Source organism: Streptomyces sp. NPDC003011, assembly GCF_053591515.1.
Genome location: NZ_JBSFTY010000011.1, coordinates 1 through 26,847, shown reverse-complemented (window position 1 = coordinate 26,847; position 26,847 = coordinate 1). Strand labels below are relative to the sequence as shown.

Annotated in this window: 22 protein-coding genes and 3 pseudogenes; 14 read left to right on the top strand and 11 right to left on the bottom strand. The window is 72.3% G+C overall.

Features of this window, described 5'->3' with window-relative positions; genetic code table 11:
• Nucleotides 1-252 precede the first annotated feature (252 nt).
• A complete protein-coding gene (locus tag ACWD0J_RS08190) occupies nt 253-1,038 on the bottom strand; it encodes a MerR family transcriptional regulator (RefSeq protein WP_451494936.1) in 786 nt (261 codons plus the stop codon).
• Between the two features lie 232 nt (nt 1,039-1,270).
• Between ACWD0J_RS08190 and ACWD0J_RS08185 the strand changes: the two genes are divergently transcribed.
• On the top strand, nt 1,271-2,737 hold the full coding sequence (locus ACWD0J_RS08185) for an amino acid permease (protein WP_451494935.1): 1,467 nt from the start codon (nt 1,271-1,273) through the stop codon (nt 2,735-2,737).
• 228 nt (nt 2,738-2,965) lie between these two features.
• Here the strand turns inward: ACWD0J_RS08185 and ACWD0J_RS08180 are convergent, their stop codons facing one another.
• Nucleotides 2,966-4,459, bottom strand: coding sequence for a M1 family metallopeptidase (locus ACWD0J_RS08180; protein ID WP_451494934.1), 1,494 nt, complete (start codon nt 4,457-4,459; stop codon nt 2,966-2,968).
• Between the two features lie 195 nt (nt 4,460-4,654).
• Between ACWD0J_RS08180 and ACWD0J_RS08175 the strand changes: the two genes are divergently transcribed.
• On the top strand, nt 4,655-6,610 hold the full coding sequence (locus tag ACWD0J_RS08175; RefSeq protein ID WP_451494933.1) for a Xaa-Pro dipeptidyl-peptidase: 1,956 nt from the start codon (nt 4,655-4,657) through the stop codon (nt 6,608-6,610).
• Nucleotides 6,607-7,851, top strand: a complete 1,245-nt coding sequence (locus ACWD0J_RS08170; protein WP_451494932.1) for a M14 family metallopeptidase — start codon at nt 6,607-6,609, stop codon at nt 7,849-7,851. Before ACWD0J_RS08175 ends, ACWD0J_RS08170 begins: the two co-directional genes overlap by 4 nt.
• A 28-nt stretch (nt 7,852-7,879) precedes the next feature.
• On the opposite strand, the gene ACWD0J_RS08165 is transcribed toward ACWD0J_RS08170, so the two are convergent.
• Complete coding sequence (locus ACWD0J_RS08165; protein WP_451494931.1) at nt 7,880-8,839, bottom strand: FAD-dependent oxidoreductase; 960 nt, start codon at nt 8,837-8,839, stop codon at nt 7,880-7,882.
• 66 nt (nt 8,840-8,905) lie between these two features.
• On the opposite strand from ACWD0J_RS08165, the gene ACWD0J_RS08160 reads away from it, so the two are divergent.
• Together ACWD0J_RS08160 and ACWD0J_RS08155 are read left to right on the top strand one after the other, a co-directional pair.
• Entirely contained in the window at nt 8,906-9,952 is a 1,047-nt protein-coding gene (locus tag ACWD0J_RS08160) for an oxidoreductase (protein ID WP_451494930.1), read from the top strand.
• A gap of 49 nt (nt 9,953-10,001) precedes the next feature.
• Nucleotides 10,002-11,642, top strand: a complete 1,641-nt coding sequence (locus ACWD0J_RS08155; RefSeq protein ID WP_451494929.1) for an ABC-F family ATP-binding cassette domain-containing protein — start codon at nt 10,002-10,004, stop codon at nt 11,640-11,642.
• Nucleotides 11,643-11,858: 216 nt separating this feature from the next.
• On the opposite strand, the gene ACWD0J_RS08150 is transcribed toward ACWD0J_RS08155, so the two are convergent.
• The 3 genes and pseudogenes from ACWD0J_RS08150 to ACWD0J_RS08140 all read right to left on the bottom strand — a co-directional run.
• Entirely contained in the window at nt 11,859-14,246 is a 2,388-nt protein-coding gene (locus ACWD0J_RS08150) for a Tex family protein (protein ID WP_451494928.1), read from the bottom strand.
• Between the two features lie 150 nt (nt 14,247-14,396).
• On the bottom strand, nt 14,397-14,528 hold the full coding sequence (locus ACWD0J_RS08145) for an LPFR motif small protein (RefSeq protein ID WP_256122763.1): 132 nt from the start codon (nt 14,526-14,528) through the stop codon (nt 14,397-14,399).
• Nucleotides 14,529-14,625: 97 nt separating this feature from the next.
• A pseudogene (locus tag ACWD0J_RS08140) lies at nt 14,626-15,003 on the bottom strand (SCO6745 family protein); the annotation flags it as partial.
• Nucleotides 15,004-15,285: 282 nt separating this feature from the next.
• Between ACWD0J_RS08140 and ACWD0J_RS08135 the strand changes: the two are divergent.
• Nucleotides 15,286-15,655 (top strand): annotated as a pseudogene (locus tag ACWD0J_RS08135) (GH32 C-terminal domain-containing protein); the annotation flags it as partial.
• Nucleotides 15,656-15,912: 257 nt separating this feature from the next.
• The gene (locus tag ACWD0J_RS08130) at nt 15,913-16,563 is read left to right on the top strand and encodes a TetR/AcrR family transcriptional regulator (protein WP_451494927.1); all 651 of its coding nucleotides are present in this window, start codon (nt 15,913-15,915) and stop codon (nt 16,561-16,563) included.
• 457 nt (nt 16,564-17,020) lie between these two features.
• On the opposite strand, the gene ACWD0J_RS08125 is transcribed toward ACWD0J_RS08130, so the two are convergent.
• Nucleotides 17,021-17,605 (bottom strand): TetR/AcrR family transcriptional regulator, encoded by a 585-nt coding sequence (locus ACWD0J_RS08125; RefSeq protein ID WP_451495029.1) that lies wholly within the window; start codon nt 17,603-17,605, stop codon nt 17,021-17,023.
• A gap of 301 nt (nt 17,606-17,906) precedes the next feature.
• Here ACWD0J_RS08125 and ACWD0J_RS08120 point away from each other — a divergent pair, with 301 nt between their 5' ends.
• The 3 genes from ACWD0J_RS08120 to ACWD0J_RS08110 all read left to right on the top strand — a co-directional run bounded on the left by ACWD0J_RS08120 (nt 17,907) and on the right by ACWD0J_RS08110 (nt 20,898).
• Nucleotides 17,907-19,538 carry an MFS transporter gene (locus tag ACWD0J_RS08120; RefSeq protein WP_451494926.1) on the top strand — a complete coding sequence of 544 codons (1,632 nt, stop codon included), beginning with the start codon at nt 17,907-17,909 and terminating at the stop codon, nt 19,536-19,538.
• 65 nt (nt 19,539-19,603) lie between these two features.
• Complete coding sequence (locus ACWD0J_RS08115; protein ID WP_451494925.1) at nt 19,604-19,828, top strand: alpha/beta fold hydrolase; 225 nt, start codon at nt 19,604-19,606, stop codon at nt 19,826-19,828.
• A 68-nt stretch (nt 19,829-19,896) separates the two neighbouring features.
• The gene (locus tag ACWD0J_RS08110) at nt 19,897-20,898 is read left to right on the top strand and encodes an NAD(P)/FAD-dependent oxidoreductase (RefSeq protein ID WP_451495028.1); all 1,002 of its coding nucleotides are present in this window, start codon (nt 19,897-19,899) and stop codon (nt 20,896-20,898) included.
• Between the two features lie 49 nt (nt 20,899-20,947).
• Here the strand turns inward: ACWD0J_RS08110 and ACWD0J_RS08105 are convergent, their stop codons facing one another.
• Entirely contained in the window at nt 20,948-21,517 is a 570-nt protein-coding gene (locus ACWD0J_RS08105; RefSeq protein ID WP_451494924.1) for a hypothetical protein, read from the bottom strand.
• 130 nt (nt 21,518-21,647) lie between these two features.
• On the opposite strand from ACWD0J_RS08105, the gene ACWD0J_RS08100 reads away from it, so the two are divergent.
• Nucleotides 21,648-22,610 (top strand): GlxA family transcriptional regulator, encoded by a 963-nt coding sequence (locus ACWD0J_RS08100; protein ID WP_451494923.1) that lies wholly within the window; start codon nt 21,648-21,650, stop codon nt 22,608-22,610.
• A gap of 72 nt (nt 22,611-22,682) precedes the next feature.
• The gene (locus tag ACWD0J_RS08095) at nt 22,683-23,318 is read left to right on the top strand and encodes a DJ-1/PfpI family protein (RefSeq protein ID WP_451494922.1); all 636 of its coding nucleotides are present in this window, start codon (nt 22,683-22,685) and stop codon (nt 23,316-23,318) included.
• On the opposite strand, the gene ACWD0J_RS08090 is transcribed toward ACWD0J_RS08095, so the two are convergent.
• Nucleotides 23,305-24,054, bottom strand: coding sequence for an enoyl-CoA hydratase/isomerase family protein (locus tag ACWD0J_RS08090; RefSeq protein ID WP_451494921.1), 750 nt, complete (start codon nt 24,052-24,054; stop codon nt 23,305-23,307). The two genes, ACWD0J_RS08095 and ACWD0J_RS08090, sit on opposite strands and share 14 nt — an antisense overlap.
• 264 nt (nt 24,055-24,318) lie before the next feature.
• Between ACWD0J_RS08090 and ACWD0J_RS08085 the strand changes: the two genes are divergently transcribed.
• On the top strand, nt 24,319-24,825 hold the full coding sequence (locus ACWD0J_RS08085; protein WP_451495027.1) for an ATP-binding protein: 507 nt from the start codon (nt 24,319-24,321) through the stop codon (nt 24,823-24,825).
• Nucleotides 24,826-24,846: 21 nt separating this feature from the next.
• On the opposite strand, the gene idi is transcribed toward ACWD0J_RS08085, so the two are convergent.
• Entirely contained in the window at nt 24,847-25,440 is a 594-nt protein-coding gene (gene idi, locus ACWD0J_RS08080) for an isopentenyl-diphosphate Delta-isomerase (protein ID WP_451494920.1), read from the bottom strand.
• Nucleotides 25,441-25,628: 188 nt separating this feature from the next.
• A complete protein-coding gene (locus tag ACWD0J_RS08075; protein WP_451494919.1) occupies nt 25,629-26,567 on the bottom strand; it encodes a cation diffusion facilitator family transporter in 939 nt (312 codons plus the stop codon).
• A 187-nt stretch (nt 26,568-26,754) separates the two neighbouring features.
• Between ACWD0J_RS08075 and ACWD0J_RS08070 the strand changes: the two are divergent.
• Nucleotides 26,755-26,847, top strand: a pseudogene (locus ACWD0J_RS08070) (carbohydrate ABC transporter permease); the annotation flags it as partial.

Here is a 26,847-nt window from a genome sequence, read left to right as displayed (position 1 = left end):
TGTGCTGACCCACTGAGACACCTTGGGTCTGAGACACCCGTACAGGTCACATGACGCCGTCCAACGCCGTCGCATCCGGCAGCTGCCCGCTCCGGGCCCCGCGCGCCGGCGGCGGCACTGGGTCGCCACGACATCACCGTCAACGCCATCGCGGCCGTGCGGAGGGACGGGGGGCCGCCCGACCTCGTCTCGACCCTGCTGTACGTGGTCGACGAGGCCGGCGGCGGCCTGACCGGCCAGACACGCGACGTGTCAGGCGGACCGGCCCACCGCTGACCCCGGGGAGCTCGACGTGCCGGGGGCGCCGGGGGTGCCGGACGAGCCGGCCACCGGCGACTGCGCGGGTGTGAGCCACTCGCGCAGCTCCTCCTTCAGCGAGCGCTGGAAGGCGGTCAGCAGTGCCTGCACCACCAGGGGGTGCATGTGCTCGGACAGCGACCTCACGTCCCGGGCGTCCCGCTCCGAGACCTCGTCGTGGAAGAGCCGCGCCAGTTCGCGGGCCGCCGCGCGCGAGTGCTCGATGAGCACCTTCCGCGACGCGAGGATCGCCTCCTGCGACAGCGGTACGTCGAGCAGCCGGACGCCGAGCCGCAGCAGCCCGAGGTCGACGCGGTACCCGCCGTCGCCGTCGTCGGCCCGGACCACGTCCATCGCGGCGAGCCGCGCCACCTCGCCGTCGTCCAGTTCCCGCCCGGCCCGCCGCCCGAGCTCCTCACGGGTGACCGTCTCCACCGTGTCCGGCGCCCACGAGGCCACCACGGCGCGGTGGATGGCCAGGTCGTGCGGGCTCAGGTCGGGCGGCAGCCGGTGCAGATAGCGCTCGATGGCCGCCAGCGTCATGCCCTGCTGCTGCAGCTCCTCGATGAGCGCGAGCCGCGCGAGATGGTCCCGCCCGTAGTGACCGACCCGCCGTGGGCCGAGCACCGGCGGGGGCAGCAGACCCTTGGTGCCGTAGAAGCGGACCGTGCGGACCGTGACCCCCGCGCGCGCGGCCAGCTCGTCGATCGTGAGGGTCGGCTCCTCGGCGTCGGTCGTCATGTGCAGCAGTATCGCTGTCTCACCGGGCATGTGTCACCGATGGTGTGAAGCTTCGTCCGGGACTCTTGAGGCCCCTGTGAAGGCTCGTCCGTGTGATGTGTGTCATCGCGTGCCGCGTGGTTTCCGGGGAAGGCGCCCCGTCGGTCCGCGCCCCGACCGGGGGCACGGACCCAGACACGTCCGGACACCCGAGCGGGACCCGCCGGGGGCGCACCAGAGAGTGGAACCACCCGTGAGCAAGGACGCCGTGGAATCGGCCCAGGCCGTCTCCCGCACCGACGTGGCGCAGGTGCCCGCGGACGCGGGCGACGCCGGATACAGCAAGGACCTCAAGGCCCGTCACGTCAACATGATCGCCATCGGCGGCGCGATCGGCACCGGGCTCTTCCTGGGTGCCGGCGGCCGTCTGCACAACGCGGGCCCCGCGCTCGCGCTCGCCTACCTCGTCTGCGGCGTCTTCGCCTTCTTCGTGGTGCGGGCGCTCGGCGAGCTGGTCCTGTACCGCCCGTCCTCCGGTTCGTTCGTGTCGTACGCGCGCGAGTTCCTCGGGGAGAAGGGCGCGTACGTCGCCGGCTGGATGTACTTCCTGAACTGGTCGACGACCGGGATCGCCGACATCACCGCGATCGCGCTGTACACGCACTACTGGAGCCCGTTCACCGACATCCCGCAGTGGGTGCTCGCCCTGATCGCCCTCGCGGTGGTCCTGGCGGTGAACCTGATCTCGGTGAAGTACTTCGGCGAGATGGAGTTCTGGTTCGCGATCGTCAAGGTCGCCACCCTCGTCGGCTTCATGCTGATCGGCGTCTTCCTGCTGGCCACGCAGCACGAGGTGGGCGGGCGGACCCCGGGGGTCGGCGTGATCACCGACAACGGCGGCGTGCTCCCGCACGGCGTGATGCCGGTCGTCCTCGTCATGCAGGGCGTGATCTTCGCGTACGCCGCCCTGGAGCTGGTCGGCGTCGCCGCGGGCGAGACCGCCGAGCCGGAGAAGGTCGTCCCGCGCGCGGTGAACTCGATCATGTGGCGGGTGGGCCTCTTCTACGTGGGCTCGGTCGTCCTGCTGGCCCTCCTCCTCCCCGGCTCCGCCTATTCCGCCGACGAGAGCCCCTTCGTCACGGTGCTGTCGAAGATCGGCGTCCCGGCGGCGGGCGACGTGATGAACCTGGTCGTCCTCACCGCCGCCATGTCGTCCCTCAACTCCGGCCTGTACTCCACCGGCCGCATCCTGCGTTCCATGGCGATGGCGGGCTCCGCGCCGGAGTTCACCGCCCGGATGAACCGCAGCCAGGTGCCCTACGGCGGCATCCTGCTGACCTGCGCGGTGTGCGTGCTCGGCGTCGGCCTGAACTACCTCATGCCGCACCAGGCCTTCGAGATCGTGCTGAACGTCGCCTCCCTCGGCATCATCAGCACCTGGGTGATCATCATGGTCTGCCACCTGGTCCTCGTCCGCCGCGCCCGCGCAGGCCTGCTGGCCCGCCCCTCCTTCCGCCTGCCGTTCAGCCCGGTCACGGAGATCACCACGATCGCCTTCCTCCTCGCCTGCCTCGCCATGATGGGCAACGACCCCGAGGTGGGCCGCAGGACCCTCCTCCTCATCCCTGTCATCGCCGTCCTCCTGACCGGCGGCTGGTTCGGTGTCCGGCGCAGGGTGTCGACGAAGGCGGACAACGAACTGTCCAGCCTCACGAAGTAGCAGCCCGACGGCGGTGTCAGCGGTGCCGTACGCTTCCCCACGCTCACGTCGGCGGCGTACTCCGCGGCCGTGCCGAGCCGCCGCGCGGCGGTCGCGTCCACATCTGCCGGCGGACGGTCAGGGACGCGCGCAAGGGGCGCGGGGGACTGCGCGACCAGCCCCCGCGCCCCGCGCCTGCCCACCGCGGACCGCCGGACGGACCGAACCCCCCGGCGCCCGCGCGAGCTCTCAGTGCGCGTGCACGTCGTTCGTCGCCGCGATCTTCGCCCACGACTTCGGCGGTACGGCCGCCGCCGTGCCCCGCGCGACGGACGCGTCGCGTGCCGCGGCCGCTGCCGGCTTCACCGGCTGGTACAGCCAGGTGTCGAACAGCGCGGCCAACGGCTTGCCGGACACCTGTTCGGCGTACGCGCGGAAGTCGGCCACCGACGCGTTGCCGTGCGCGTACGTCCGCGGCCAGCCCTTCAGGACGGCGAAGAACGCCTCGTCGCCGATCTCGTCGCGCAGCGCCTGCAGGGCCAGCGCGCCCCGGTCGTAGACCGCGAGGTGGAACTGGTTCTCCGGCCCCGGATCACCGGGCCGCACCGTCCAGAACGGGTCGTCGGCAGGGTGCGAGGCGTACACGTGGTCGGCGAGTTCCCGCGTCGTGCCCTCACCCTCGTGCTCGGACCACAGCCACTGCGCGTACCGCGCGAAGCCCTCGTTGATCCAGATGTCCTTCCAGCCCGCGACGGACACCAGGTCGCCGTACCACTGGTGGGCCAGCTCGTGCACGACCACGGAGGTGTTCGATCCGTTCGCGAACTGCCGCGGACTGTAGAACGGCCGGGTCTGCGTCTCCAGCGCGTACCCGGTGGTCACGTTCGGCACGTACCCGCCGAGCGCGTTGTACGGATAGGGCCCGAAGTACTCGGTCAGCCAGTCCGCGATCTCCCCGGTCCGCTCGATGCTCGCCCGGGCCGCGGCGGCGTGGTCGCCGAGGTCCTTGCTGTAGGCGTTCAGGACCGGGATGCCGCTCTCGGTCGTCCCGGTCGTGACGTCGAACCGGCCGACGGCCAGCGTCGCGAGGTACGTGGCCTGCGGCTTGTTCGACCGCCAGCTGTACCGCGTCCAGCCGGCCCGTGAACTCGTCGACTGGAGCGTGCCGTTGGAGATGGCCTGGGTGCCGTCGGGCACCTGCACCGACACGTCGTAGGTGGCCTTGTCGAGGGGGTGGTCGTTGCTCGGGAACCACCACCAGGCCGCCTCGGGCTCGTTCGCCGCGACTGCGCCGTCCGGTGTGCGCAGCCAGTTGGTGAAGCCGTACGCCTCCTTCGACGACGGCACACCGCTGTAGCGCACCACGATCGTGACCGCCGTGCCCTTGGGCAGCGGGGTCTTCGGGGTGATCTCCAGTTCGTGCTCGCCGGAAGTGGTGAACGCCGCGCGCACGCCGCCCACCCGCACCTCGCTCACGTCCAGCAGGAAGTCCAGGTTGAACCGTGACAGGTCCTGCGTGGTGCGGGCCAGCAGCGTCGCCGTCCCCTCCAGCTCGTCCGTCCGCGGCTGGTACCGGAGCCGCAGGTCGTAGTGCGAGACGTCGTAGCCGCCGTTGCCGTAGTCCGGGTAGTAGGGGTCGCCGATGCCCGGTGCGCCGGGCGTGTGGCTCGCGGCCGATGCCGGGATCGCCAGCAGCAGCGTGGCCGCGGCGAGTGCGCCCGGCGCGAAGATTCTGCGGTGCACGAAAGCTCCAAGTCGTAGGGGACCGAAGTCTGTTCGAAGCCTATTCAGTGCCTGTGAGACCAAACCTGTCCATGGCCGCCGCTGTCACACACATGCCATTCGGCCGTCACATGTCGCGCCGCGGACGTTGCGACGGCACCGCGCGCGGGTGACGGCCCTCTTCTGCGCGGGAGTTGACCGATGTACCGTCCGCGCATGCCGACACGCATGCGCTTAACGACCTGGAGACCGCTCGCCGCGGTGGCCCTCACAGCCCTGATGGCCACCCTTCTCACCCCGGCCGCCGCCCACGCCGCCCCGCGCGAGAGCCGGCCCGTCCACTCGTACGACGACGCGGTCCGCGAAGCCGTCTGGGTGGACACCGGACTCGACGGCGACGGCGACGGGAGGACCGACCGGGTCGCGGCGGACATCGTCCGGCCGCGCGAACCCGCCCGGCAGGGCCGCAAGGTTCCCGTGATCATGGACGCCAGCCCGTACTACTCCTGCTGCGGGCGCGGCAACGAGAGTCAGCTCAAGACGTACGACGCGAGCGGCGAAGTCGTCCAGATGCCGCTGTTCTACGACAACTACTTCGTGCCCCGCGGCTACGCCTTCGTCGGCGTCGACCTCGCCGGCACCAACCGCTCCGACGGCTGTGTGGACGTCGGCGGACGCTCCGACATCCAGTCCGCGAAGGCCGTCGTCGACTGGCTGAACGGCCGCGGCAAGGCCTACACCAGCCGCACCGGCACCACCCGCGCCGAGGCGACCTGGACCAACGGCAGGACCGGCATGATCGGCAAGAGCTGGGACGGCACCGTCGCCAACGGCGTCGCCGCCACCGGCGTCGAGGGCCTGGAGACCATCGTCCCGATCGGCGCCATCTCGACCTGGTACGACTACTACTTCGCCCAGGGCGCCCCGCTGTACGACTCCGGCCCCGACTGGCTGTCGGACTACGTCGACAGCCCCGACGCCCGCGCCAAGTGCGCCGCCGTGCAGCGGAAGCTGGTCGAGCAGGCACCGCGCACCGGCGACCGGACCAGGCTGTGGAGCGAGCGCGACTACGTCAAGGCCGCCTCCAAGGTGAAGGCCAGCGTCTTCCTCGTCCACGGCATGCAGGACCTCAACGTCCGTATGCAGCACGTCGGTCCGTGGTGGGACGCCCTCGCGAAGAACGGCGTCGAGCGCAAGATCTGGCTCTCCCAGACCGGCCACGTCGACCCCTTCGACTTCCGCCGCGCCGCCTGGGTCGACACCCTGCACCGCTGGTTCGACCACGAACTCCTCGGCTACGACAACGGCATCGACCGCGAGCCGATGGCCGACATCGAACGCCACCCCGACCAGTGGGTCACCTCCCGGGCCTGGCCGCCGCACGCTACCGCCACCACGACCCTGCGCCCCGCCGAGGGCGCGCGGGACGGCGTCGGCGCCCTCGGCCTGCGCAAGGGCACCGGCACCGAGACGTTCACCGACGACCCGCGGTCGAGCGAGACCGACTGGGCCGAGCGGATCGACACCGCCACGCCCGACAAGGCCGGCTTCACCACCGGGCCGCTCACCCGCGACCTGCGCCTGTCCGGCTCCTCGAAGGTCACCGTCACCGCCACCCCGACCACCTCGACGGCCCACCTGTCCGCCGTCCTCGTCGACCTCGGCCCCGACACCGTCCGGGACTATGGCGCGAGCGGCGAGGGGATCACCACGCTCACCGACCGCACCTGCTGGGGCGTGAGCACCACCGGCGACAGTGCCTGCTACAAGGAGACCCGGGCCAGGACCGCCGACGTCGACCACACGGTCGTCAGCCGCGGCTGGGCCGACCTCGGCACGTACGCCTCCGACCGCAAGGGCGTCCCGCTCACCCCGGGCAAGGCCTACACGATCACCCTGGACCTGGGCGCCACGGACCACGTCGTCCCGGCCGGACACCGCCTCGCGCTGATCGTCGCGGGCACCGACAAGGACCTCATCGACCCGCCGTCCACGCGGCCCACGCTGACGCTCGACCTGTCCCGCACCGCGGCCCGCGTCCCGTTCGTCGGCGGCACCACCGCCTTCGCCCGCGCCACCGCCGGGTCCGCGGCCACCGGGCCCGAGGCCGCCCCCCTCGACGGGGTGGCCGCACCGCGCGCCGCCCAGCGGATACCCGGGGGCGGCCGATGATCCGCGCGCTGACCCTGACCACCGCGGCCCTGGCCGCCTCCCTGGCCGCGGTACCGGCCGCCGCCGCGGAGCCCCCGCCCCGCACCGGCTTCGAGCGGACGGACGGCGCCCGCTGGACCGGCGAGAGCGAGGAGCGGTCCTTCCTCACGGCCGTCGACCGCGCGAGCGCCCGGGTCTCGATGACCCGCGTCGGCACGACGAAGCAGGGCCGCCCCCTCCAGCTCGTCCGGATCGGCGCGGCACACGCACCGAACAAGGTGCTGCTCGTGTGCAGTCAGCACGGTGACGAACCCTCCGGCCGGGAGGCCTGCCTGAGCACGGTCCGCGACCTGGCGTACGCCAAGGACCGGCCCACCCGCCGGTTCCTGGAGCGCACCACCCTGCTCGTCGTGCCCACCGCCAACCCCGACGGCCGCGCCGCCGGCACCCGCGGCAACAGCGACGGCGTCGACATCAACCGCGACCACATCGCCCTGCGGACCGCCGAGGGACGCGCCATGGCCGCGATCATCCGCGACCGGCGCCCCGACGTGATCTACGACCTGCACGAGTACGGCGGCACGCCCCCGTACTACGACAAGGACCTGTTCGACCTGTGGCCGCGCAACCTCAACACCGACGCGGCCGTCCACGACCAGGCCCGGGCCCTGTCCGAGGCGTACGTCCGCCCCGCCGCACAGCGCGCCGGACACTCCACCGGCACGTACGGCATCTGGACCGACCCCGTCACCGGCGAGCCGATCCGGCAGGTCGCCGGGGACGGGCAGGAACGCATCCTGCGCAACCTGTCCGGGATCAAGCACGCGCTCGGCCTGCTCATCGAGAGCCGGGTCGAGCCGCTGACCCAGGTCCCGGAACCGGTCAACAACCGACGCCGGGTGGACTCCCAACTGGCCGCGCTGAAGGGACTGTTCCGGTTCGCCGGGGAGCGGCGCGCGCAGGTCGAGGCGGCCACGGCCACGGCCCGGCGCGCGGGTCATGCCGACACCGGGCCGGTCTACCTCGGCGGCGCCGACAACGACCCGCCGGACGCGGCCGAGGTGATCGCGGACCCGCCCTGCGGCTACCGGCTCACCGCCGGCCAGTACGCCGAGGTGCAGGACGAACTCGCCCTGCACGGCGTGCGGACGAAGGACACCTACGTCCCGCTGCGCCAGTCCCTGCGCGCCCTCGTCCCCCTGCTCCTCGACGAGCGCGCCCCGTACCACCTCACCGCCGGTGAGCCGGTCACCGACTGCTGACTTTGCTCACGTCCGGCTCGCATCGCGTTCACGCGGGGGAGGCGACGGCCAGGTCCGCCGCCTCCTCCGCACATCCCCAGGCCACGGTCACGCCCGCACCGCCGTGACCGTAGTTGTGCACCAGCACCCGCCCGCCGGGCAGCGGTTCACGCTCCAGCCGGACCGCGGGCCGGGCGGGCCTGAGCCCCACCCGGTGCTCCAGCACCCGCGCCCCGGCGATCTCCGGCCGCAGCACCGCACACCGCCGTACGATCGCCTCCGCGACCTCGGGATCCGGCTCCAGCGCCCACGCGTCCTCGTCCGCCGTGCCGCCCAGCACGAGCCGGCCCGGCTGCGGGAAGACGTACGTCTTCGCCCCCAAGGCGTCCGTGGAGACCGCCCAGGTGCGGATGCCGGGGTTCTCCACGACGACCAGCTGCCCGCGCACCGGACGCACCGACGGGTCCGGCACGAGCGCGCGGGCGCCCAGCCCGGTGCAGTTGACCACCACCGGCGCGTCGACCTCGGCCAGGTCGGACACCGTACGGATGTCGATCACCCCGCCCGCCTTCAGGAGCCGCTCCCGCAGCCACGGCAGGTGGGTCGACATGTCGATGAGGGGCAATCGGGCCCACACGCCCGTCCCGGCGTACTCCGCGGCCGTCGCCGCCCGCAGCCCCGGCATCCGGGCGCCCGCCCAGGCGAGGGCCTCGTCCAGGTCCGCCTCGCCCAGTACCCCTTCGACCAGGCGTACGCCGGTGACCTCGGGCGAGGCCGCCGCCTCTTCGTGGACGTCCAGCGAGCGCAGCGCCCACGCGCGCGCGGACGCGACCGGCTCGATGGCGTACGGCCACCACAGCGCCCCGGCAACCGCCGAGGTGGTCCGCTCCACGGGATCCCGCGTCCACACCCGCACCCGCCGGCCGCGCTCGGCGAGCACCACGGCCGTCGTCAGCCCGATGACCCCGCCGCCGACCACGACGACGTCACCCCTCAGTCCGCTCTCCACACGGGGACGTTAGCGGAATGTGTCATGCCGTGCTCATGGCGGTCCCGCTGCGGGAATACTCACAGCATGTCTGCCGCATACGCGACCTTCGGCCTGGCACCGGCGATGCGTGCCGGTGGAGTCCTCGCCGACGGTGGTTACCAGGTACACCGCGACTTCGTGGACTTCATCGTCGACGGACGCCCGCTCCTCTTCCAGCTCTCCGACCTCGACGCCGTCTCCCCGCTCGCCTCCGACGTCCCGCCCGCCCTCTTCACCGCCCAGGTCCGCACCCTGCTCCTGGAGACGGAGGCGCCCCTGCCCGGCGGCCGCTTCGTCGTCTACGGCTGCCCCGAGTGCGCGGACCTGGGGTGCGGCGCCGTCACCGCGGTCATCGTCCGCGACGGCGACGACTACGTCTGGCGGGACTTCGCCTGGCAGACGGACGAACACGCCGACCTGCGGCTCAACGGCTACCACGGCATCGGCCCCTTCCGCTTCCACGGCGCCGAGTATCGGGCGGCTCTGGCCTCCCTGCTCGACGGCACCGGCGACACGGGTGACACCGGCGAGACCGTCGGCACCCGCCGCCGGGTCCTGCTGGTCGGCGCCCGGGCCGCCCTCCTGGCCAAGCTCGCCGCCGCGCTGCGCATCATCGGCATCGGCGCCGACATCACCCACGGCACGCACGACATCTCCGCCGACGAACTGCACGCCTACGGAGCCGTCGCCTTCGGCCGCGCGGTCACCCCGGAGGAACGGGCCACCGTACGCCGCTCCTTCGACCAGGCCGGCGTCGAGGTGGCCTACGTGGACGGACTCGCCCCGATCGTGCCCCTCCTCGTCGCCCAGATCGAGCACGCCCTCGACCGCAGCCCGGTGGACCGGCGCCGCCTCACCCGCCTGCTGGCCGCCGACGGCGAGGCGGGCATCGAGGTCACCTCCCCGTGCCGGGTGGTCCTCACCGCGTACCGTCTCGACCGCCTCCACCGCACCCACACCCACGAGCTCTTCGACGGTGTCCTGGAACCGGGCCACCACCGGATCGCCCTGGACGCCAGGGCGGTCAAGGGGGAGTCCTTCGTGGTGGCGCGGACCTCGGGGAGCGTGCTGGTGGCGGCGATGGCCCACTGAGAAACCGGGACGCGGACCGCGCGGGCCGCCCGTTAGGATCGGCTCCCTGATGACTGCCACTCTCGTCGCCAAGAACCTCGCCGCCGGCCACGGCGACCGCTCCCTGTTCTCCGGGCTCGACCTCGTCGTCGCGCCCGGTGATGTGATCGGCCTGGTCGGGGCCAACGGCGCGGGCAAGTCCACGCTGCTCAGGATGCTCGCCGGCCTCACCGCCCCGGAGGAGGGGGAGCTGCGGCTGTCCCCGCCGTCGGCGACCGTCGGCCACCTCCCGCAGGAGCCGGAGCGCCGGCCGGGCGAGACCGTACGGGACTTCCTCGCCCGCCGCACCGGCGTGGCCGAGGCCCAGCGGCAGATGGACGAGGCCACGCAGGCCCTCGTCGACGGGGCCCCGGGCGCGGACGACGCGTACGCCACGAGCCTGGAGCGCTGGCTCGGGCTCGGCGGCGCCGACCTGGACGAGCGGGCCGAGGAGGTCGCCGACGGACTCGGCCTCGCGGTCGACCTGGACCTGCCGATGACGGCCCTGTCGGGCGGCCAGGCGGCCCGCGCCGGACTGGCCTCGCTGCTCCTGTCCCGCTACGACGTCTTCCTCCTCGACGAGCCGACCAACGACCTCGACCTGGACGGCCTGGAACGCCTCGAACGCTTCGTGGGCGGCCTGCGGGCGGGCACGGTCGTGGTCAGCCACGACCGCGAGTTCCTCACCCGCACGGTCACCAAGGTCCTCGAACTCGACCTGGCCCAGCAGCAGATCTCTCTCTACGGCGGCGGCTACGAGGCCTATCTGGAGGAGCGGGAGGTCGCCCGGCGGCACGCGCGCGGCGACTACGAGGAGTTCGCCGACAAGAAGGCAGCCCTCCAGGAGCGGGCCCAGGTCCAGCGTTCCTGGATGGACAAGGGCGTGAAGAACGCCCGCCGCAAGGCGGCCAACGACAACGACAAGATCGGCCGCAAGTTCCGCAGCGAGGCCAGCGAGAAGCAGGCCGCGAAGGCCCGCCAGACGCAGCGCATGATCGAACGCCTTGACGTCGTCGAGGAGCCCCGCAAGGAGTGGGAGCTGCGTATGGAGATCGCGACGGCCCCGCGTTCGGGCGCCGTCGTCGCGACCCTGCGGGGCGCCGAGGTCCGGCGCGGCGGCTTCGTGCTCGGCCCGGTTTCCCTGCAGATCGACTGGGCGGACCGGATCGCGGTGACCGGAGCGAACGGCTCGGGCAAGTCCACCCTGCTCGGCGCCCTGCTGGGCCGCGTGCCGCTGGACGTGGGCGCCGCCTCCCTGGGGTCCGGTGTCCTGACCGGCGAGGTCGACCAGGCCCGCAAGCTGTTCCACGGCCCGGAGGTCCTGCTGGACGCCTTCGGCGCGGCCGTGCCGGACACCGAACCGGCCGAGGTCCGCACGCTGTTGGCGAAGTTCGGCCTGAAGGCGGAGCATGTCCTGCGCCCGGCGTCGACCCTCTCCCCGGGCGAGCGCACCCGGGCCGCGCTGGCCCTGCTCCAGGGCCGGGGCGTCAACCTCCTGGTCCTGGACGAGCCGACCAACCACCTGGACCTGCCGGCCATCGAACAGCTGGAGGCGGCCCTGGACGCCTACGAGGGCACGCTGCTCCTGGTCACCCACGACCGCCGCATGCTGGACGCCGTCCGTGTGACCCGCCGCTTCGAGGTGGCCGACGGCAAGGTGACCGAGCGCTGACGGCCCGCCGGGCGCCTGGCGGCTGGGCCTGACGCCGGAGGCGTCGCTGACCGCCGTGCCGCGCGCCCGCGGTGCATCCCTGTCGCCGAGGCCGACCGCATGGTGCCGGCCTACGGACGAACCGTCCCGGCCCGGCCCGGCCCCGTCCGTACCGGAGAACCCGGGCCGGACGGCTCAGCGACCGCCGCTCAACTCCCGCCGTTCAGCGCCTGCCCTTCAGCGCCTGCCTTTCTTGGGGTCGGCGAGGCCCGCCTTGCGCAGGGCGTCGGCCATCGCGCTGTTGGCGGGCGGCGTCGCCTGACGCGCGCCGCCGCCGCCCCCGCCGCCCGCACCGACTCCACGGTTCTGCCGCTGCTGCGGCGGACGCGCGCCCCGCTGCCGGCGCTCGACGCCGCCCCCGGCCTGCTGGCGCTCCTGCGGCGCCGCCTCGTCGTCGAGCCGCAGCGTCAGGGAGATCCGCTTGCGCGGGATGTCGATGTCGAGCACCTTCACCTTGACGATGTCGCCCGGCTTCACCACGTCCCGCGGGTCCTTGACGAACGTCTTCGACATCGCCGAGACGTGCACCAGCCCGTCCTGGTGGACACCGACGTCGACGAACGCCCCGAAGGCCGCCACGTTCGTGACCACGCCCTCCAGGATCATCCCGGAGGACAGGTCGGAGATCTTCTCGACGCCGTCCTTGAAGGTGGCCGTCCTGAACGCGGGCCGCGGGTCGCGCCCGGGCTTCTCCAGCTCCTTGAGGATGTCCGTCACGGTCGGCAGACCGAACGTCTCGTCCACGAAGTCGTCCGGCCTCAGCGAGCGCAGCACGGCCGTGTTGCCGACCAGCGAGGCGACCTCGCTGCCCGCCGTCCTCACCATGCGCCGCACCACCGGGTACGCCTCGGGGTGCACGCTGGACGCGTCCAGCGGGTCGTCGCCGCCGCGGATGCGGAGGAAACCCGCGCACTGCTCGAACGCCTTCGGACCGAGCCGGGCCACGGCCTTCAGCTGTGAGCGGGACGTGAACGGGCCGTTGGCGTCGCGGTGCGCCACGATGTTCTCGGCGAGAGCGGAGGTGATGCCGGAGACCCGGGAGAGCAGCGGGGCCGACGCCGTGTTGACGTCGACACCGACGCCGTTCACACAGTCCTCCACCACCGCGTCCAGCGAACGCGACAGCTTCACCTCGGACAGGTCGTGCTGGTACTGGCCGACACCGATCGACTTCGGGTCGATCTTCACCAGCTCCGCGAGGGGGTCCTGGAGCCGGCGCGCGATCGACACGGCGCCGCGCAGCGACACGTCCATGTCGGGCAGCTCCTGCGAGGCGAAGGCGGAGGCCGAGTACACGGAGGCGCCCGCCTCGGACACCATCACCTTGGTGAGGTTCAGCTCCGGGTGCTTGGCGATCAGTTCACCGGCCAGCTTGTCGGTCTCACGGGAGGCCGTGCCGTTGCCGATCGCGATCAGTTCGACCGCGTGCTCCTTCGCCAGCCGGGCGAGCCTGGCGATGGCCTCGTCCCACTTGTTGGCCGGGACGTGCGGATGGATGACGTCCGTGGCGACGACCTTGCCGGTCGCGTCGACCACGGCGACCTTCACGCCCGTACGGAAACCGGGGTCCAGGCCCAGCGTGGCGCGGGTGCCGGCCGGCGCCGCGAGCAGCAGGTCCCGCAGGTTCGCCGCGAAGACGTCGACCGCCCCGTCCTCCGCGGCCGTGCGCAGCCGCATCCGGATGTCGATGCCCAGGTGCACCAGGATGCGGGTGCGCCAGGCCCAGCGGACCGTGTCCTTGAGCCACTTGTCGCCGGGACGGCCCCGGTCGGTGATCCCGAACCGGTGCGCCACCATCCCCTCGTACGACGACGGCCCGTCGGTCGGCTCCTCCGGCTCCAGGACGAGGTCGAGGACCTCCTCCTTCTCGCCGCGCAGCATGGCGAGGACGCGGTGCGAGGGCAGTGCGGTGAACGGCTCGGCGAAGTCGAAGTAGTCGGCGAACTTGGCGCCCGCCTCCTCCTTGCCCTCCCGCACCTTGGCGACCAGCCGCCCGCGCGCCCACATGCGCTCGCGCACCTCGCCGATCAGGTCCGCGTCCTCGGAGAACCGCTCGGTGAGGATCGCCCGCGCGCCGTCCAGGGCGGCCTGCGGGTCGGCCACGCCCTTGTCGGCGTCCACGAAGGCGGCCGCCGCGGCCAGGGGTTCCACGGTCGGGTCGCCGACCAGTCCGTCCGCCAGCGGCTCCAGGCCCGCCTCGCGGGCGATCTGCGCCTTGGTGCGCCGCTTCGGCTTGAACGGCAGGTAGATGTCCTCCAGGCGCGCCTTGGTCTCCGCGCCGCGGATCCGCGCCTCCAGCTCCTCGGTGAGCTTGCCCTGCTCGCGCACCGACTCCAGGATCGCCGTCCGCCGTTCCTCCAGCTCCCGCAGATAGCGCAGCCGTTCCTCGATCGTGCGCAGCTGCGCGTCGTCGAGCATCTCGGTCGCTTCCTTGCGGTAGCGAGCGACGAAGGGAACCGTCGAGCCGCCGTCGAGCAGCTCGACGGCCGCCCGGACCTGCCGCTCCCGCACGCCGAGTTCCTCGGCGATCCTGCCTTCGATGGACCCTACGAGGGGTGTCGTCACGATCCCGTACCGCCTTCTCCACTGAGGTTGCGCGGCAATTGTGGCAGGTGACACCGACACTCGGGGTTCAGGGCGGATTCCCGGCGGGCCGGGGGGACGGCCCGCCGCCCGCGGCACGGTGCCGCGGGCCCGGCGAACGTCCCGCGCGGGTCAGGCCCGGCGGCTGCGGGTCGAGCTGGAGGCGCCGCCGAAGAGGCGCGCCACCGCACGGAAGGGCAGGGTCACGACAGTGGCGATGGCCCCACCGATCTGGCGGAGTACGTCTGCGATCGCACGGAACACGGAAATTCCCCTCTCCTCTCCCGGTCACGACGACCGGGAAGGCAACGGGTACCTCAAGAACGGCCCGGCATGCCTCGGCAGTTGATCTCCGGCCTGTTCAGCGCTTGCCGAACAGATCGGCGGGGAAGGCCCCGGCGGTGAGCGCGGCCTGCGCGAAGCCGGCGCCGAGCTCGGTCAGCCGGGCGAAACCGTCCGCGCCCAGGTGCTCGTAGGGAGCCCGGTCCAGCCGGTCCGTCTCCCGCTCGATCTCCTGGCGCAGCGCGAGCCCCTGCTCGGTCAGCTCGCCGGCCTCGACGAGCAGTCCGCGCTCCCGCAGCCGCCCGGCCGCCGCCTCCCAGTCCTTGCGGGTCCAGCCGCGGGTGCCGCGCACCCACTTCGGGGTCATGCCCCTGCCGGTCGCGGTATGGGTCACCAGGGCCTCCAGGCCGTCGAGCCCCGCGGACATCAGCGCGGCGAGGTGCCCGTCGCCCCGGTGCGGCTCATGAACAGCTGGCATGTCTCAGGCCCTCTCCTGTCTCACGACTTCCAGGTGAGGAACAACGATGATGTACATCGGACCTCGCAGGCCGCTGTCTCAGAGCACGCCAAGAACCGTAGCCCGTTCGTGACCTACGGCAACAAGGCAAGGCCCCGCAGCGGCCCCTGCACCAGACTGACCTGCGGGCTTGGAGTCCCAACGAGCTACAGGAGTCGGCGGACGGGCGCCTCGATCATGTTTTCACGCCGGCAAGGCGTTCCCCGACCGGGACCAGAAGGACTGACCTGCGACATCACCTGGGACCAACTGACGGGTGCCGGGCTGGCAGTTGCGGCGCTCGGCGGACGGCGGGCGGCACGTCGACGTGGGGGTCTACGGCGACTACGCCTTCGTCGACCGCGGTTGCACCGCCGGCCTCGATGCCTCGGACCGCTGGCAGGAGAACCGGACGCCCTTCGACCTGTCCGCCCGCACGCTCCGCCTGCGCGTCCTCGTCGACCGCACGTCCGTCGAGATGTTCGTCGACGACGGCCGGTACGCGCACTCGACCGTGGTCTTCCCCGACGTGTCCGACACCGGGCCGACCCTCTTCACCATCGACGGGCAGGCGGTGTTCCGGAACATCGTGATCCGGGAGTTCGCGGTCTGATCCGACGGGGGTGGCCGGTGGGATGGCCGCGACGGACGAGGTCGGCGGCGGCGCCCGGCGCGCCGGGGCTCTCTTGGAGGAACAAGCGCGAGGGCCGCACCAGGCGCGCTCGGTTCCGCGTCGGCCCAGCTTCGGGGCGACGAGGTGGGGCGGGTCTCGCGTGAGGCAGCGGCCGCTGGGGCGTGAGACGGGGGCTTCGGCTCGGCGTGACAAAATGGGGGGCCGTTCGTCCGTCCTTCGATGCTGCGAGGTTCTCCGTGAGCAAGCACGTGGCCCGCGAGCCGCTGCGCCGTAATTCGCGGTCCAACCGGGCGCGCATCCTGGCCACGGCCCGTGAGGAGCTGGGGCGGAACCCCGATGTCACGCTGGAGGAGCTGGCGCGGGCCGCCGGGGTCGTCCGGCGCACCCTCTTCGGGCACTTCCCGGGGCGGGCGGCGCTGCTGGAGGCGCTCGCCGAGGAAGCCGCCGAGACGTTGCGGAACGCGGTGGAGGCCGGGCCGGAGCCGGGGGAGTCGGCCGAGCGGGCGTTGGCGTGGTTCGTACTCCGGATGTGGCCCGTGGGCGACCGCTACCGCATGCTGCTGGCGCTCACCCGGCGGGACCTCGGCTCCGAGCGCCTCGACGAGGTGCTCGCGCCGGCCCAGGAGGCCGCCATCGGGATCCTGGAGCGCGGGCAGCGGGACGGCGTCTTCCACTCCCATCTGCCGCCGGCCGTGCAGAGCGCAGGCCTGATGGCGTTGATCGTGGCTCTGGTGGAGTCCGTCAACACCGGCGCGCTGGAGGACGACGGGCACCGGATCGCCACGGCCACCCTCATCGCGGCCGGCGTGCCGGAGGACCGGGCGAGCGCGGTGGTCGAGGAGGTTGCGTCGGCGATGGCTACGGCTCTTCCGGCCCACGGCACCTGATTTCTCTCCGGCCGACCCGTTCGACGAGGTGTCCCGGGCGTCGTCGCGGCGGAAGGTGACCGACTTGCCGGAGAAGTGGGCGGTGAGGCCCTGCTCCGTGGTGGTGACCGAGCGCAGTCGGAGGCCGTCGGAGAAGTTCCGTGGCGCGATCGGCTCGGCGAAGACCTGGCCGGGCAACGTCTCACCGGCTTCGGGCAGGGCGACGCGGCCCGCGACCTTGAAGTCCTTGAAGGTGACGCGGTTGCCGGAGGCCGCCGGGACGGTCGTCGTCGCGGTGACCTCGAAGCCGAGGGTGGTCAGGACGCGGGCGCGGATCCGGTCGGAACCGTAGCCCCGGGTCAGTTCCAGGACTAGGGCGTCGGACAGGTCCGCGTACGACAGGAAGACGGTCGCCTCCGCCGAGCGGGCCCGTGCCTCGCTGTCGTCGTCCGACTTCGTCGACCCACGGGCGCGGGTTTCAGACGGGACTCGGGGGCGACCCGGACTTCCGTACGTGATCGACCTTCGCGGCGGCGGTGTCCGGGGCGACTCCGGCGGCGATGAGGGCGGCGGTGGCGGCGCCGGTGCCGTCGTCGGACCACAGGCCGCAGTCGACGCAGTCGAGCAGGGTCAGCAGTTCGGCCTCGATGGCTCGGGTGAGCGGGTCGGGCGGGACGGTGGTCTGGAAGACGCCCTGTCGGCGGCCGTGGGCGAAGACCCTCGTGGCCATGGAGCGGGCGGGGGTCAGCAGTTCGTCGACGCGTGCGCGTGCGAGGTCATGGCCGCGGGCCAGCCGGATGAGGGCGCGGTAGCGGTCGCCGACGGGCCACACCATGAGGACGAATCGCGCCATGTCCGCGACGGCGTCGGGGGTCGGGGCCGGGGCACCCGCGACGGCGCGCCGGATCGCCTCCGCGGCCTCGGCGGCCAGGCCCTCGACGAGCGCGGCCCGGCCGGCGAAGTGGACGTACACGGTGCGCCGGGCCACACCGGCGGCACCGGCGATGTCCTCCAGGCTGCTGTCGGGGTCGCGGGTCAGTTCCCGCCGAGCCGCGTCGAGGATCCGGGCACGGGTGGCCCGCGCGTCCCGACGCTGCGCCGAAGCCGAGGTCGAAGTCGGCGAGGGGGACGAAGTCGAAGTCGGAGCAGGAGAGGGCGGCGTCTCGTGGGGCCGGGCCGGAGACCGTCTCGGCCTCGTCGTCGGTGTTCGTGCTGGTCGGCTGGTCACGTCGGTACCTCGAGGGCGGGTGGGAGGAGGGAGTCATCGCGATAGTTGCACAGCGAGGGGCAATAAACTAGTCTGCACATTGATGGGCAATTAAGTGCTCCCGCCCGTCCGCCCCGCCCCCTCTCAGGAGCTACTGATGCCCTTCCTTGCAAACACCCCCGTGGAGAAGATGCCCGGGCCGTACGCGCGGCGCTGGTGGGCGCTGCTCGTGCTGTGCCTGAGCCTGCTGATCACGGTGATGGCGAACACGTCGCTGATCGTCGCCGCCCCCGACATGACCACCGACCTGGGCCTGAGCAGCAGTGATCTGCAGTGGGTCGTCGACAGCTACACCGTTCCGTACGCGGCGCTGATGCTGGTGCTGGGCGCGATCGGCGACAAGTACAGCCGGCGCGGCGCGCTGGTGCTGGGTCTGCTGATCTTCGCCGGCGGTTCGGTGATGGGGAGCATGGTCGACGAGACCTCGCTGGTCATCGCGGCCCGCGCGATCATGGGTGTCGGTGCCGCGGTCGTGATGCCGGCCACGCTGTCCCTGCTGGTCGCGACCTTCCCCCGGAGCGAGCGGGCCAAGGCCATCACCGCCTGGGCCGCGACCTCCGGGGTGGCGGTAGCCGTCGGCCCGCTGGTCTCCGGCTGGCTGCTTGAGGACCACGCCTGGGGCTCGACCTTCCTGATCAACGTGCCGATCGCCGTCCTCGCCGTGTTCGGCGCGCTCGCCCTGGTACCGCCGTCCAAGGCGGAGGGCATGGGCCGGATCGACTACGTCGGTGGTCTGCTGTCGATCGTCACCGTCGGCTCCCTGATCTACGCCGCCATCGAGGGCCCGCACTCCGGCTGGGGCGCCGGCCCCGTCACCGCCGCCGTGGTCGCCGGTGTCGGTCTGGTCGCCTTCGTCGCCTGGGAGCTGCGGCACCCGCACCCGATGCTGGACGTCCGACAGTTCGCGCTGCGGCCCTTCAGCGGCTCGATGCTCGCGGTGATGTTCTTCTTCTTCGGCATGTTCGCCGTGATCTACTACTCGACGCAGTTCCTGCAGTTCGTCCTCGGCTACGGCGCCCTGGACACGGGTGTACGGCTGCTGCCGCTGGGCGGTGCGGTGTTCCTCGGGTCCGCGGCGACCGGGGTGCTCGCCCCGAAGCTGGGCGTGAGGGTGATGGCCGTGACCGGCATGGCCGTCGGCACGGCGGGCATGTTCCTGCTCACCCAGATCGACAAGGGGTCGACGTACGGGGACTTCCTGGCGCCGCTGATGATGCTGGGCCTCGCGCTCGGACTGGCCATCTCCCCGGCGACCGACACGATCATGGGCTCCTTCCCCGAGTCCGAGCTGGGCGTCGGCGGCGGTGTCAACGACACCGCGCTGGAGCTGGGCGGGGCGCTGGGCATCGCGGTGCTGGGCTCGCTGCTGGGCACGGCCTACCGCGACGAGCTGACCGACCTGGTGGGCGACCGGCTCCCGGCGGAGGCGATGGAGACCGCCAAGGACTCGGTCGGCGCCGGCCTGGCCGTCGCGGAGCGGGTCGGGCAGGATCCCTCCGCCGGGCCCCAGCAGGCCCAGGCCGCCGTGGACGCCGTCCACCAGGCCTTCGCCCACGGAGTCGCCCAGACCAGCCTCATCGGCGGGATCATCATGGCCGCCGGAACACTGATCGTCCTCGCGGTCCTGCCGGGACGGCGCGGGTTCGCGAGGAAGAGCGCCGAGCCGGGGGCCGGGGCGACGGCGAGCGAGGCGGCGACTGTGCGGGAGCACACCGGGTCCACCCGCTAGATCGCCGGCGGGGCGTCCACTGGATCGCCGGGGACGCATCCGCCGGATCGCCGCCCGCGGACGAGGTGACCCAATCCCTGCAAGCCCGGGCCTTCGGCGCCCTCACCGTCCCGTCGCCCTACCTCCACGGTGCCGACGACAACTGCATCTCCGTGGAGTTGAGCGACGGCATGGACGACCTGTTCACGAACGGCCTCGAACGCATCGTCATACCCGGCGCAGGGCACTTCCTGCACTTCGAACAGCCCAAGACGGTCGCCGACCACATCCTGGGCTTCCTGAACGGCTGACCCCCCTCCAACCGCCCAGAACCCGAAGGGTTGACCGAACCATGACTGACAAGGAAAGGCAGGAGGCCATGGCTGTGGCGACTCCTCCGTACGCGAGCGACGCACTGGCCGAGGGGACCGTCGACGCGGTGGTGATCGGCGGGGGCGCCGCGGGGCTGAACGGTGCACTGATCCTCGCCCGCTCCCGCCGCTCGGTCGTCGTGATCGACAGCGGCTCCCCGCGCAACGCGCCCGCGAAGGCCGTGCACGGCCTCCTCGCCCTGGACGGCACCCCGCCGCCCGAGATCCTTCGACGGGGCCGGGAGCAGGTGCGCCAGTACGGCGGACGCGTCGTGTTCGGCGAGGTGATCTCGGCCGAGTCCGCCGCCCCGTCGGTGGACGGGGACCTGCGGTTCACCGTCACCCTGGCCGACGGCCGCAGCATCACCGCTCGCCGCATCCTGGTGGCCACCGGCCTCACGGATGTGCTGCCACAGGTGCCCGGGCTCGCCGAGCACTGGGGGCACAGTGTGGTGCACTGCCCGTACTGCCACGGCTGGGAGGTGCGCGATGAGCCCATCGGTATCCTCGCCACCGGCGCGGCCTCCATCGGCCACGCGTTTCTGTTCCGTCAGCTGACCGAGGACCTGACCTACTTCACCCACGGCACTGACCTGGACGAGGACAGCCGCACCCGCTTCGCCGCCCGCGGCATCCGCGTCATCGACACCCCGGTCACCGAGGTCGTCAACGACGAGGACGGTGCCCTCGCCGGGGTGCGCCTGGCCGACGGCCAGGTCGTGGCCCGCCGCGTCCTCGCGGTCGCCGCGCAGATGCAGGCCCGCACCCAGGGCCTGGAAGGTCTGCGCCTGCCGGTGCAGGACCTGCCGAACAACATGGGCCGCGGTTTCGCCTCCGGCATGGCCGGCACCACCGAGGTGCCGGGTGTGTGGGTGGCCGGCAACGCCACCGATCTGACCGCCCAGGTCGGGGCCTCCGCAGCGGCCGGCGCACTGGCCGGCGCCAACATCAACAGCATGCTGGCCACCGCGGACACCGACGCGGCCCTCCAGGGGGGATCGCCGAGGTAAGCCCAAAAGGGGTCACAGGATGATCTTGAAGCCCTGAGATCTCAGCCCGTCACCCGCTCGCCTCACCTTCATTGTGAGGAAACCGATCTGTTTTCCCGCCTGGAAACTGATCAGTTCGGCTTCGATGAGGATGCCCCGGCTGAGCAGGCGTTCCAGTTTGGAGCGGATGCCTTCGGTGTGCTTCGGGAGGATCGGCAGGTCCAGGGAGCGGCTTCGTCAGCAGCCGCAGCATGTAGACCGCGAAGGTGTGCCGAGTGTCGTGGATCCGGACCCCCCGCGGCATGACGATGCCGACCCGGGGCTCCTCGCTCAGCCCCACGGCGCGCAGATGTGCGGCGTCGAATATCTGCTCCCAGCGCTGTCGGGTCGGCATTCGTCCGCCGCGGCCGACGAACATCGCCATCGGCTCCAGCCCGTGATCGCCTTCGATGACTGCGCGGCGGCGCTTGTCCGCGTTCGTGCTCTCGACCCGGATGATGCGGCGCCTGCTGTCGAGCATCCCTCTCACCTTCATCCGCCGCAGGTCGATGTCATCGACGATGAACAACTCCTCGCGGCGTATCCACAGGGCCTTCGCCCCAGCCCGGACCTGCGCCGCGCGCTCGGTGCGCCGGTACATGTCCAGCTCTCGCAGCGTCGGGTCCCGTCGGTACCTGATCCAGGCCAGGGCGGGACGCGATCCGTTCGTGGCAGGAAAGGTGGGTTACTCGTCATTGCGGCCGTGCTCCGGCCGCCGAAGAATCGTCCGCATGGCGCAGCGCACCGTTCTCCTCGTCCTCTTCGACGGCGTCCAGAGCCTGGACGTCACCGGCCCCTGGGAGGTCTTCGCCGGCGCCGAGCGGCACTCCCCGGGCACCTACCGGCTCCGCACGGCCTCACTGGACGGCGCCGCCGTACGCGCCTCCAGCGGCCTGGCCCTCGTACCGGACGAGGCCCTCGCCGGCGCCCCCGATCCGCACACCCTCCTCGTCCCGGGCGGCCGGGGCACCCGAAGCCCCGACCCGGCGCTGACCGACTGGCTGCGGGAGCACGGCCCGCGCGCCCGCCGCCTGGTCTCGGTGTGCACCGGCGCGATCCTGCTCGCCGAGGCCGGACTGCTCGACGGCCACCGCGTCACGACCCACTGGGCGTACGGCGCCCGGCTCGCCCGCGACCACCCGGCCGTCGAGGTCGACCCGGACCCTATCTACGTCCGCGACGGACACGTCTCCACCTCCGCGGGCGTCACCTCCGGGATCGACCTCGCCCTCGCCCTGGTCGAGGAGGACCTGGGCCGGGACGTGGCGCTCACCATCGCCCGCCACCTGGTCGTCTTCCTGCGCCGGCCCGGCAACCAGGCCCAGTTCAGCGCCCAGCTCGCCGCCCAGACCGCCCAGCGCGCACCGTTGCGCGAGGTCCAGCAGTGGATCACCGAGCACCCCGCCGACGACCTGAGCGTCGAGTCCCTCGCCGGACGCGCCCGGTTGTCGCCCCGCCACTTCGCCCGCGCCTTCCGCGCCGAGACCGGCATGACCCCCGGCCGCTACGTCGACCGGGTCCGCCTCGAACACGCCCGCCGTCTCCTGGAGGACACCGCCGACGGCGTCGAGGAGATCTCCCGCGCCAGCGGCTACGGCACCCCCGAGGCGATGCGCCGCGCCTTCGTCAAGACCCTCCAAACCGCCCCGGCCGAGTACCGCCGCCGGTTCCGCCCCGCCCCCGCGCCCCGCTGAACGCCCCTGGCAAGCCCCCCGAAATCCCGAAGTCCCGAAGTCCCGAAGTGTCAAACTCCCGGAAGGAAGTTCATGCAGATCGCGATCGTCCTCTTCGACCGCTTCACCGCCCTGGACGCCGTCGGCCCGTACGAGACCCTCGGCCGCCTCCCGGACGCGGAGACCGTCTTCGTCGCCGAGCGGACCGGTCCCGTGCGCACCGACACCGGCGACCTGGCCCTCGTCGCCGACCGGACGCTCGCCGACGTGCCGGGCCCCGACATCGTGGTCGTGCCCGGCGGCCCCGGCCAGAGCGCGCAGATGGAGAACGGCACCCTCCTGGACTGGCTGCGCACCGCCGACGCCACCAGCACCTGGACGACCTCCGTGTGCACCGGCTCCCTGCTGCTCGCCGCCGCCGGTCTCCTCGACGGCCGCCGCGCCACCTCGCACTGGCTCGCCCTGGACCACCTCAAGCCCTTCGGAGCCGTGCCCACGGGGGAGCGGGTCGTCCTCGACGGCAAGTACGTCACCGCCGCCGGTGTCTCCTCCGGCATCGACATGGGCCTGACCCTGCTCGGCCGGATCGCGGGCGACGACCACGCCCGGACCGTCCAGCTGGCCACGGAGTACGACCCGCAGCCGCCCTACGACGCCGGGTCGCCCGAGAAGGCGCCCGCACACCTCGTCGACCGGCTGCGGGCCCGCAGCCGCTTCATGCTGACGTAGTCCAGGTGAACCGCGGCTGCCGGCGCTCCAGGAACGCGGCGACGCCCTCCGCGGTGTCGCCGCTGCCGTGTGCCTGCCCGGCCCAGTGGTCGTCCCGGTCCGTGCGACCGTCCGCGAACTCCTTCGCCGCGGCCTGCGTCAGCTGGGAGCGGGACACCAGGATCCGGGCGAACTCGGCGACCCGCCCGTCGAGTTCGCCCTCCGGGAGCACCTCGTCCACCAGCCCGGTGCGCAGCGCCCGCCCCGCGTCGATCAACTCCCCGGAGAACAAAAGGTACTTGGCCGTCGCCGGTCCCACCAGCGACACCAGACGCCGGGTGGAGGACGCCGGATACACGATCCCGAGCTTCGCCGGAGTCACCCCGAACAGCGCGCCCTCCTCGGCGAACCGCAGATCGCAGGCCGCCGCGAGCTGCGACCCGCCGCCCACACAGTGCCCGCGGACCGCCGCCAGCGTCGGCTTCGGGAAGGCCGCGAGAGCCTCCTCGGCGCGCACCGCGAGCCCCTGCGCCTCCTTCGGGGAACCCCGGAGCGTGGTGATGTCGGCGCCCGCGCAGAACGTCGGGCCCTCACCGGTCAGCACCAGGGCCCGTACGCCCGGGTCGGCCGCCAGCGTGTCGAGCAGCGGCGGCAGCGCCCGCCACATCGCGGCGGTCATCGCGTTGCGCTTGGCCGGGTGGTGGATGACGACGGTGGCGACCGCGTCGGCGACACCGTGCAGCAGCTGGGGCTCCATGCGCCGGATGCTATCCGCCCCGGTCGAGGGACCCGCGGGTCCCTCGTCGTCCTCGTCGTCCGCGTCGGCAAACCCGTACAACCCGAAAAATCCACGAAGCCGACACACGGGAGGACAAGAACGGTCCCATACCTCATCGGGACTTGCGCCAACGGTCAGAAGCGCTCGATACCAGCTGACTTCTGTTCAGTTCTCCGGGTGACCGAGCCGGTTGCCAACACTCGACGTGTGGTGACAATCGAGCGCGAGGGTGGCGACCGGACGATGAACAACCATGGGCGCGGGTCCGGCCCACGCCCGGACGGAACGGACCAGCCCCGCGACCCCGGGCCGCCGGATCCGTTGCCGTACGAAGGCGTGTGGCGGTTCACCGCCCCCGCGGTCGACGCCTCCGTCCCGCAGGCGCGACACGCCGTACGGGACCTGCTCCACCGCCAGGGCGTGCCGGTCTCGGACGACCTGGTCGAGGGCCTGCTGCTGATCGTCTCGGAGCTGGTCACGAACGCCGTGCGGCACGCGGCCCTGCTGTCACCGATGCTCGCCGTGGAGGTCGCCGTCGGCGCGGCGTGGGTACGGGTGTCCGTCGAGGACAACCACCCCTACCGCCCGACCGCCCTGGAGGCCGACCACGGACAGACCGGCGGCCGCGGTCTGCTCCTGGTGCGCGAGGTCACCCGGGAGGCGGGCGGCATGTGCGACGTGGAGCACACGGCGAGCGGCGGCAAGGTGATCTGGGCCGCCGTGCCGCTCAAGCCCGCGGAGCTGCCGTAGGCCCGGCCGGCCCCCGGCCGCTCACCAGCCGGCGGACGGGCCCGTCAGTTCCCTGACCGCCGGACGGGCCGCGTCCAGAACGGTCATGAACCAGGACGAGAAGGGGTCCTTCGCGTGCCGCTCCGCCAGCTCGGCCGGGGTCACGAAGACCGTCTCGCCGACCTCTTCCGGGTCCGGCCGCGGCGGGGACTGCACCAGCCCGACGAAGAGGTGGTTGTACTCCTGCTCCACCAGCCCCGAATCCGGGTCCGGGTGGTTGTAGCGGACCGTGCCCGCCTCGGCGAGCAGCGACGGGGAGAGCCCCAGTTCCTCGAACGTCCGCCGGGCCGCCGCCGCGAAGGGCGCCTCGCCGGGATAGGGATGGCCGCAGCAGGTGTTGGACCACACACCGGGGGAGTGGTACTTGCCGGACGCCCGCTGCTGGAGCAGCAGCCGGCCCCGCTCGTCGAAGAGGAACACAGAGAAGGCGCGGTGCAACCGCCCCGGCGGCTGGTGCGCGGCGAGCTTCTCCGCGGTGCCGATCGTCACACCGTTCTCGTCGACCAGCTCCAGCAGGATCGCGTCCGCGGTGCCGTTCGGCGGCCTGTGCGTCGCGGTGGCAGGTGTGATCGGCATACCCATCCTTCACTTCGGTCTTCGCGCCCCAAGTGTGCCGTACGAATCCGGCACTCCCGGCAGGGGAGCGTGCCCGGCGCGGCGGCGGCGGAACCGTCCGGGGCGGGGCTGTGAGCATGAGGACGCACCCGTTCGCCGGATCGCTGCATTCCGTCAGAACGGGCGTGTCACCGGCCGAACTGGTGTCCTCAGTGGCACAGCCGGGCCTCGTGCCGCGCGTGCCCGACGGGCTCCAGCTGGAAGGTGCAGTGCTCCACGTCGAAGTGGTCACCGAGGCAGCCCTGGAGCTCGTGCAGCATCTTCTCGTGGCCGATCGCGCTGAGCACGTCGGAACGCACGACCACGTGCGCCGACAGCACCGGCATCCCCGAGGTGATCGTCCACGCGTGCAGGTCGTGGACGTCCTCGACCCCGTCCAGAGCCAGTATGTGGGCCCGCACCTCCGCGATGTCGACGCCCTTGGGGGCCGCCTCCAGCAGCACGTCGAGGGTCTCCCGCAGCAGCTTCCAGGTGCGCGGCACGATCATCACGCCGATGGCGAGGGAGGCGACCGGGTCGGCGGCCTGCCAGCCGGTGGTGAGGATCACCACGGCCGAGATCAGCACCGCGAGCGACCCCAGCGCGTCCGCGGCCACCTCCAGGAACGCGCCGCGCACGTTCAGGCTCTCCTTCTGCCCGCGCATCAGCAGGGACAGCGAGATCATGTTCGCCACCAGACCGACCAGACCGAACACGACGGTCAGACCGCCGTCGGTGTCGGCGGGGGTGACGAACCGCTGGATCGCCTCGTACAGGACGTAGCCGCCGACCCCGAGCAGCAGCAGGCAGTTGGCGAGCGCGGCCAGGATCTCCGCGCGGGCGTAGCCGAAGGTGCGCCGGTCGCTCGGGGGCCGACTGGAGAAGTGGATCGCGAGGAGCGCCATGCCGAGGCCCACCGCGTCCGTCGCCATGTGGGCCGCGTCCGCCACCAGGGCGAGCGAGTCGGCGACCACCCCGCCGACGATCTCGACCACCATCACGGTGAGCGTGATCGACAGCGCGACCCGCAGTCTCCCGCGGTACGCGGCGGTCGCCGTACCGCCGCCGTGCGCGCCGTGCGCGTGCCCGTGATCGTGGCCAGCCCCCATGAAAAGCGCCTCCTGTGTTCGGCCCGGGACCACAGTCAACTACGGGCGGGGGGTATCGGGCAACGCGGCACTGAACACCGTTGTCGTCTGCCGTGACCTGCGGAAACGTTCCGCAGGTCAGGACAGACGCGGATCAGTGGCCGTGGTGCAGCAGCCATCCCCGCCACGCCGACTCGACCATCTCCCCATGATGGTGCCGCCCCAACTCGGCGTCGTACCGCTGTTCATGATGATGACGGAACTGGGCTGGGGTCAGCGGCTGCCCGCCGTCATCTTCCCC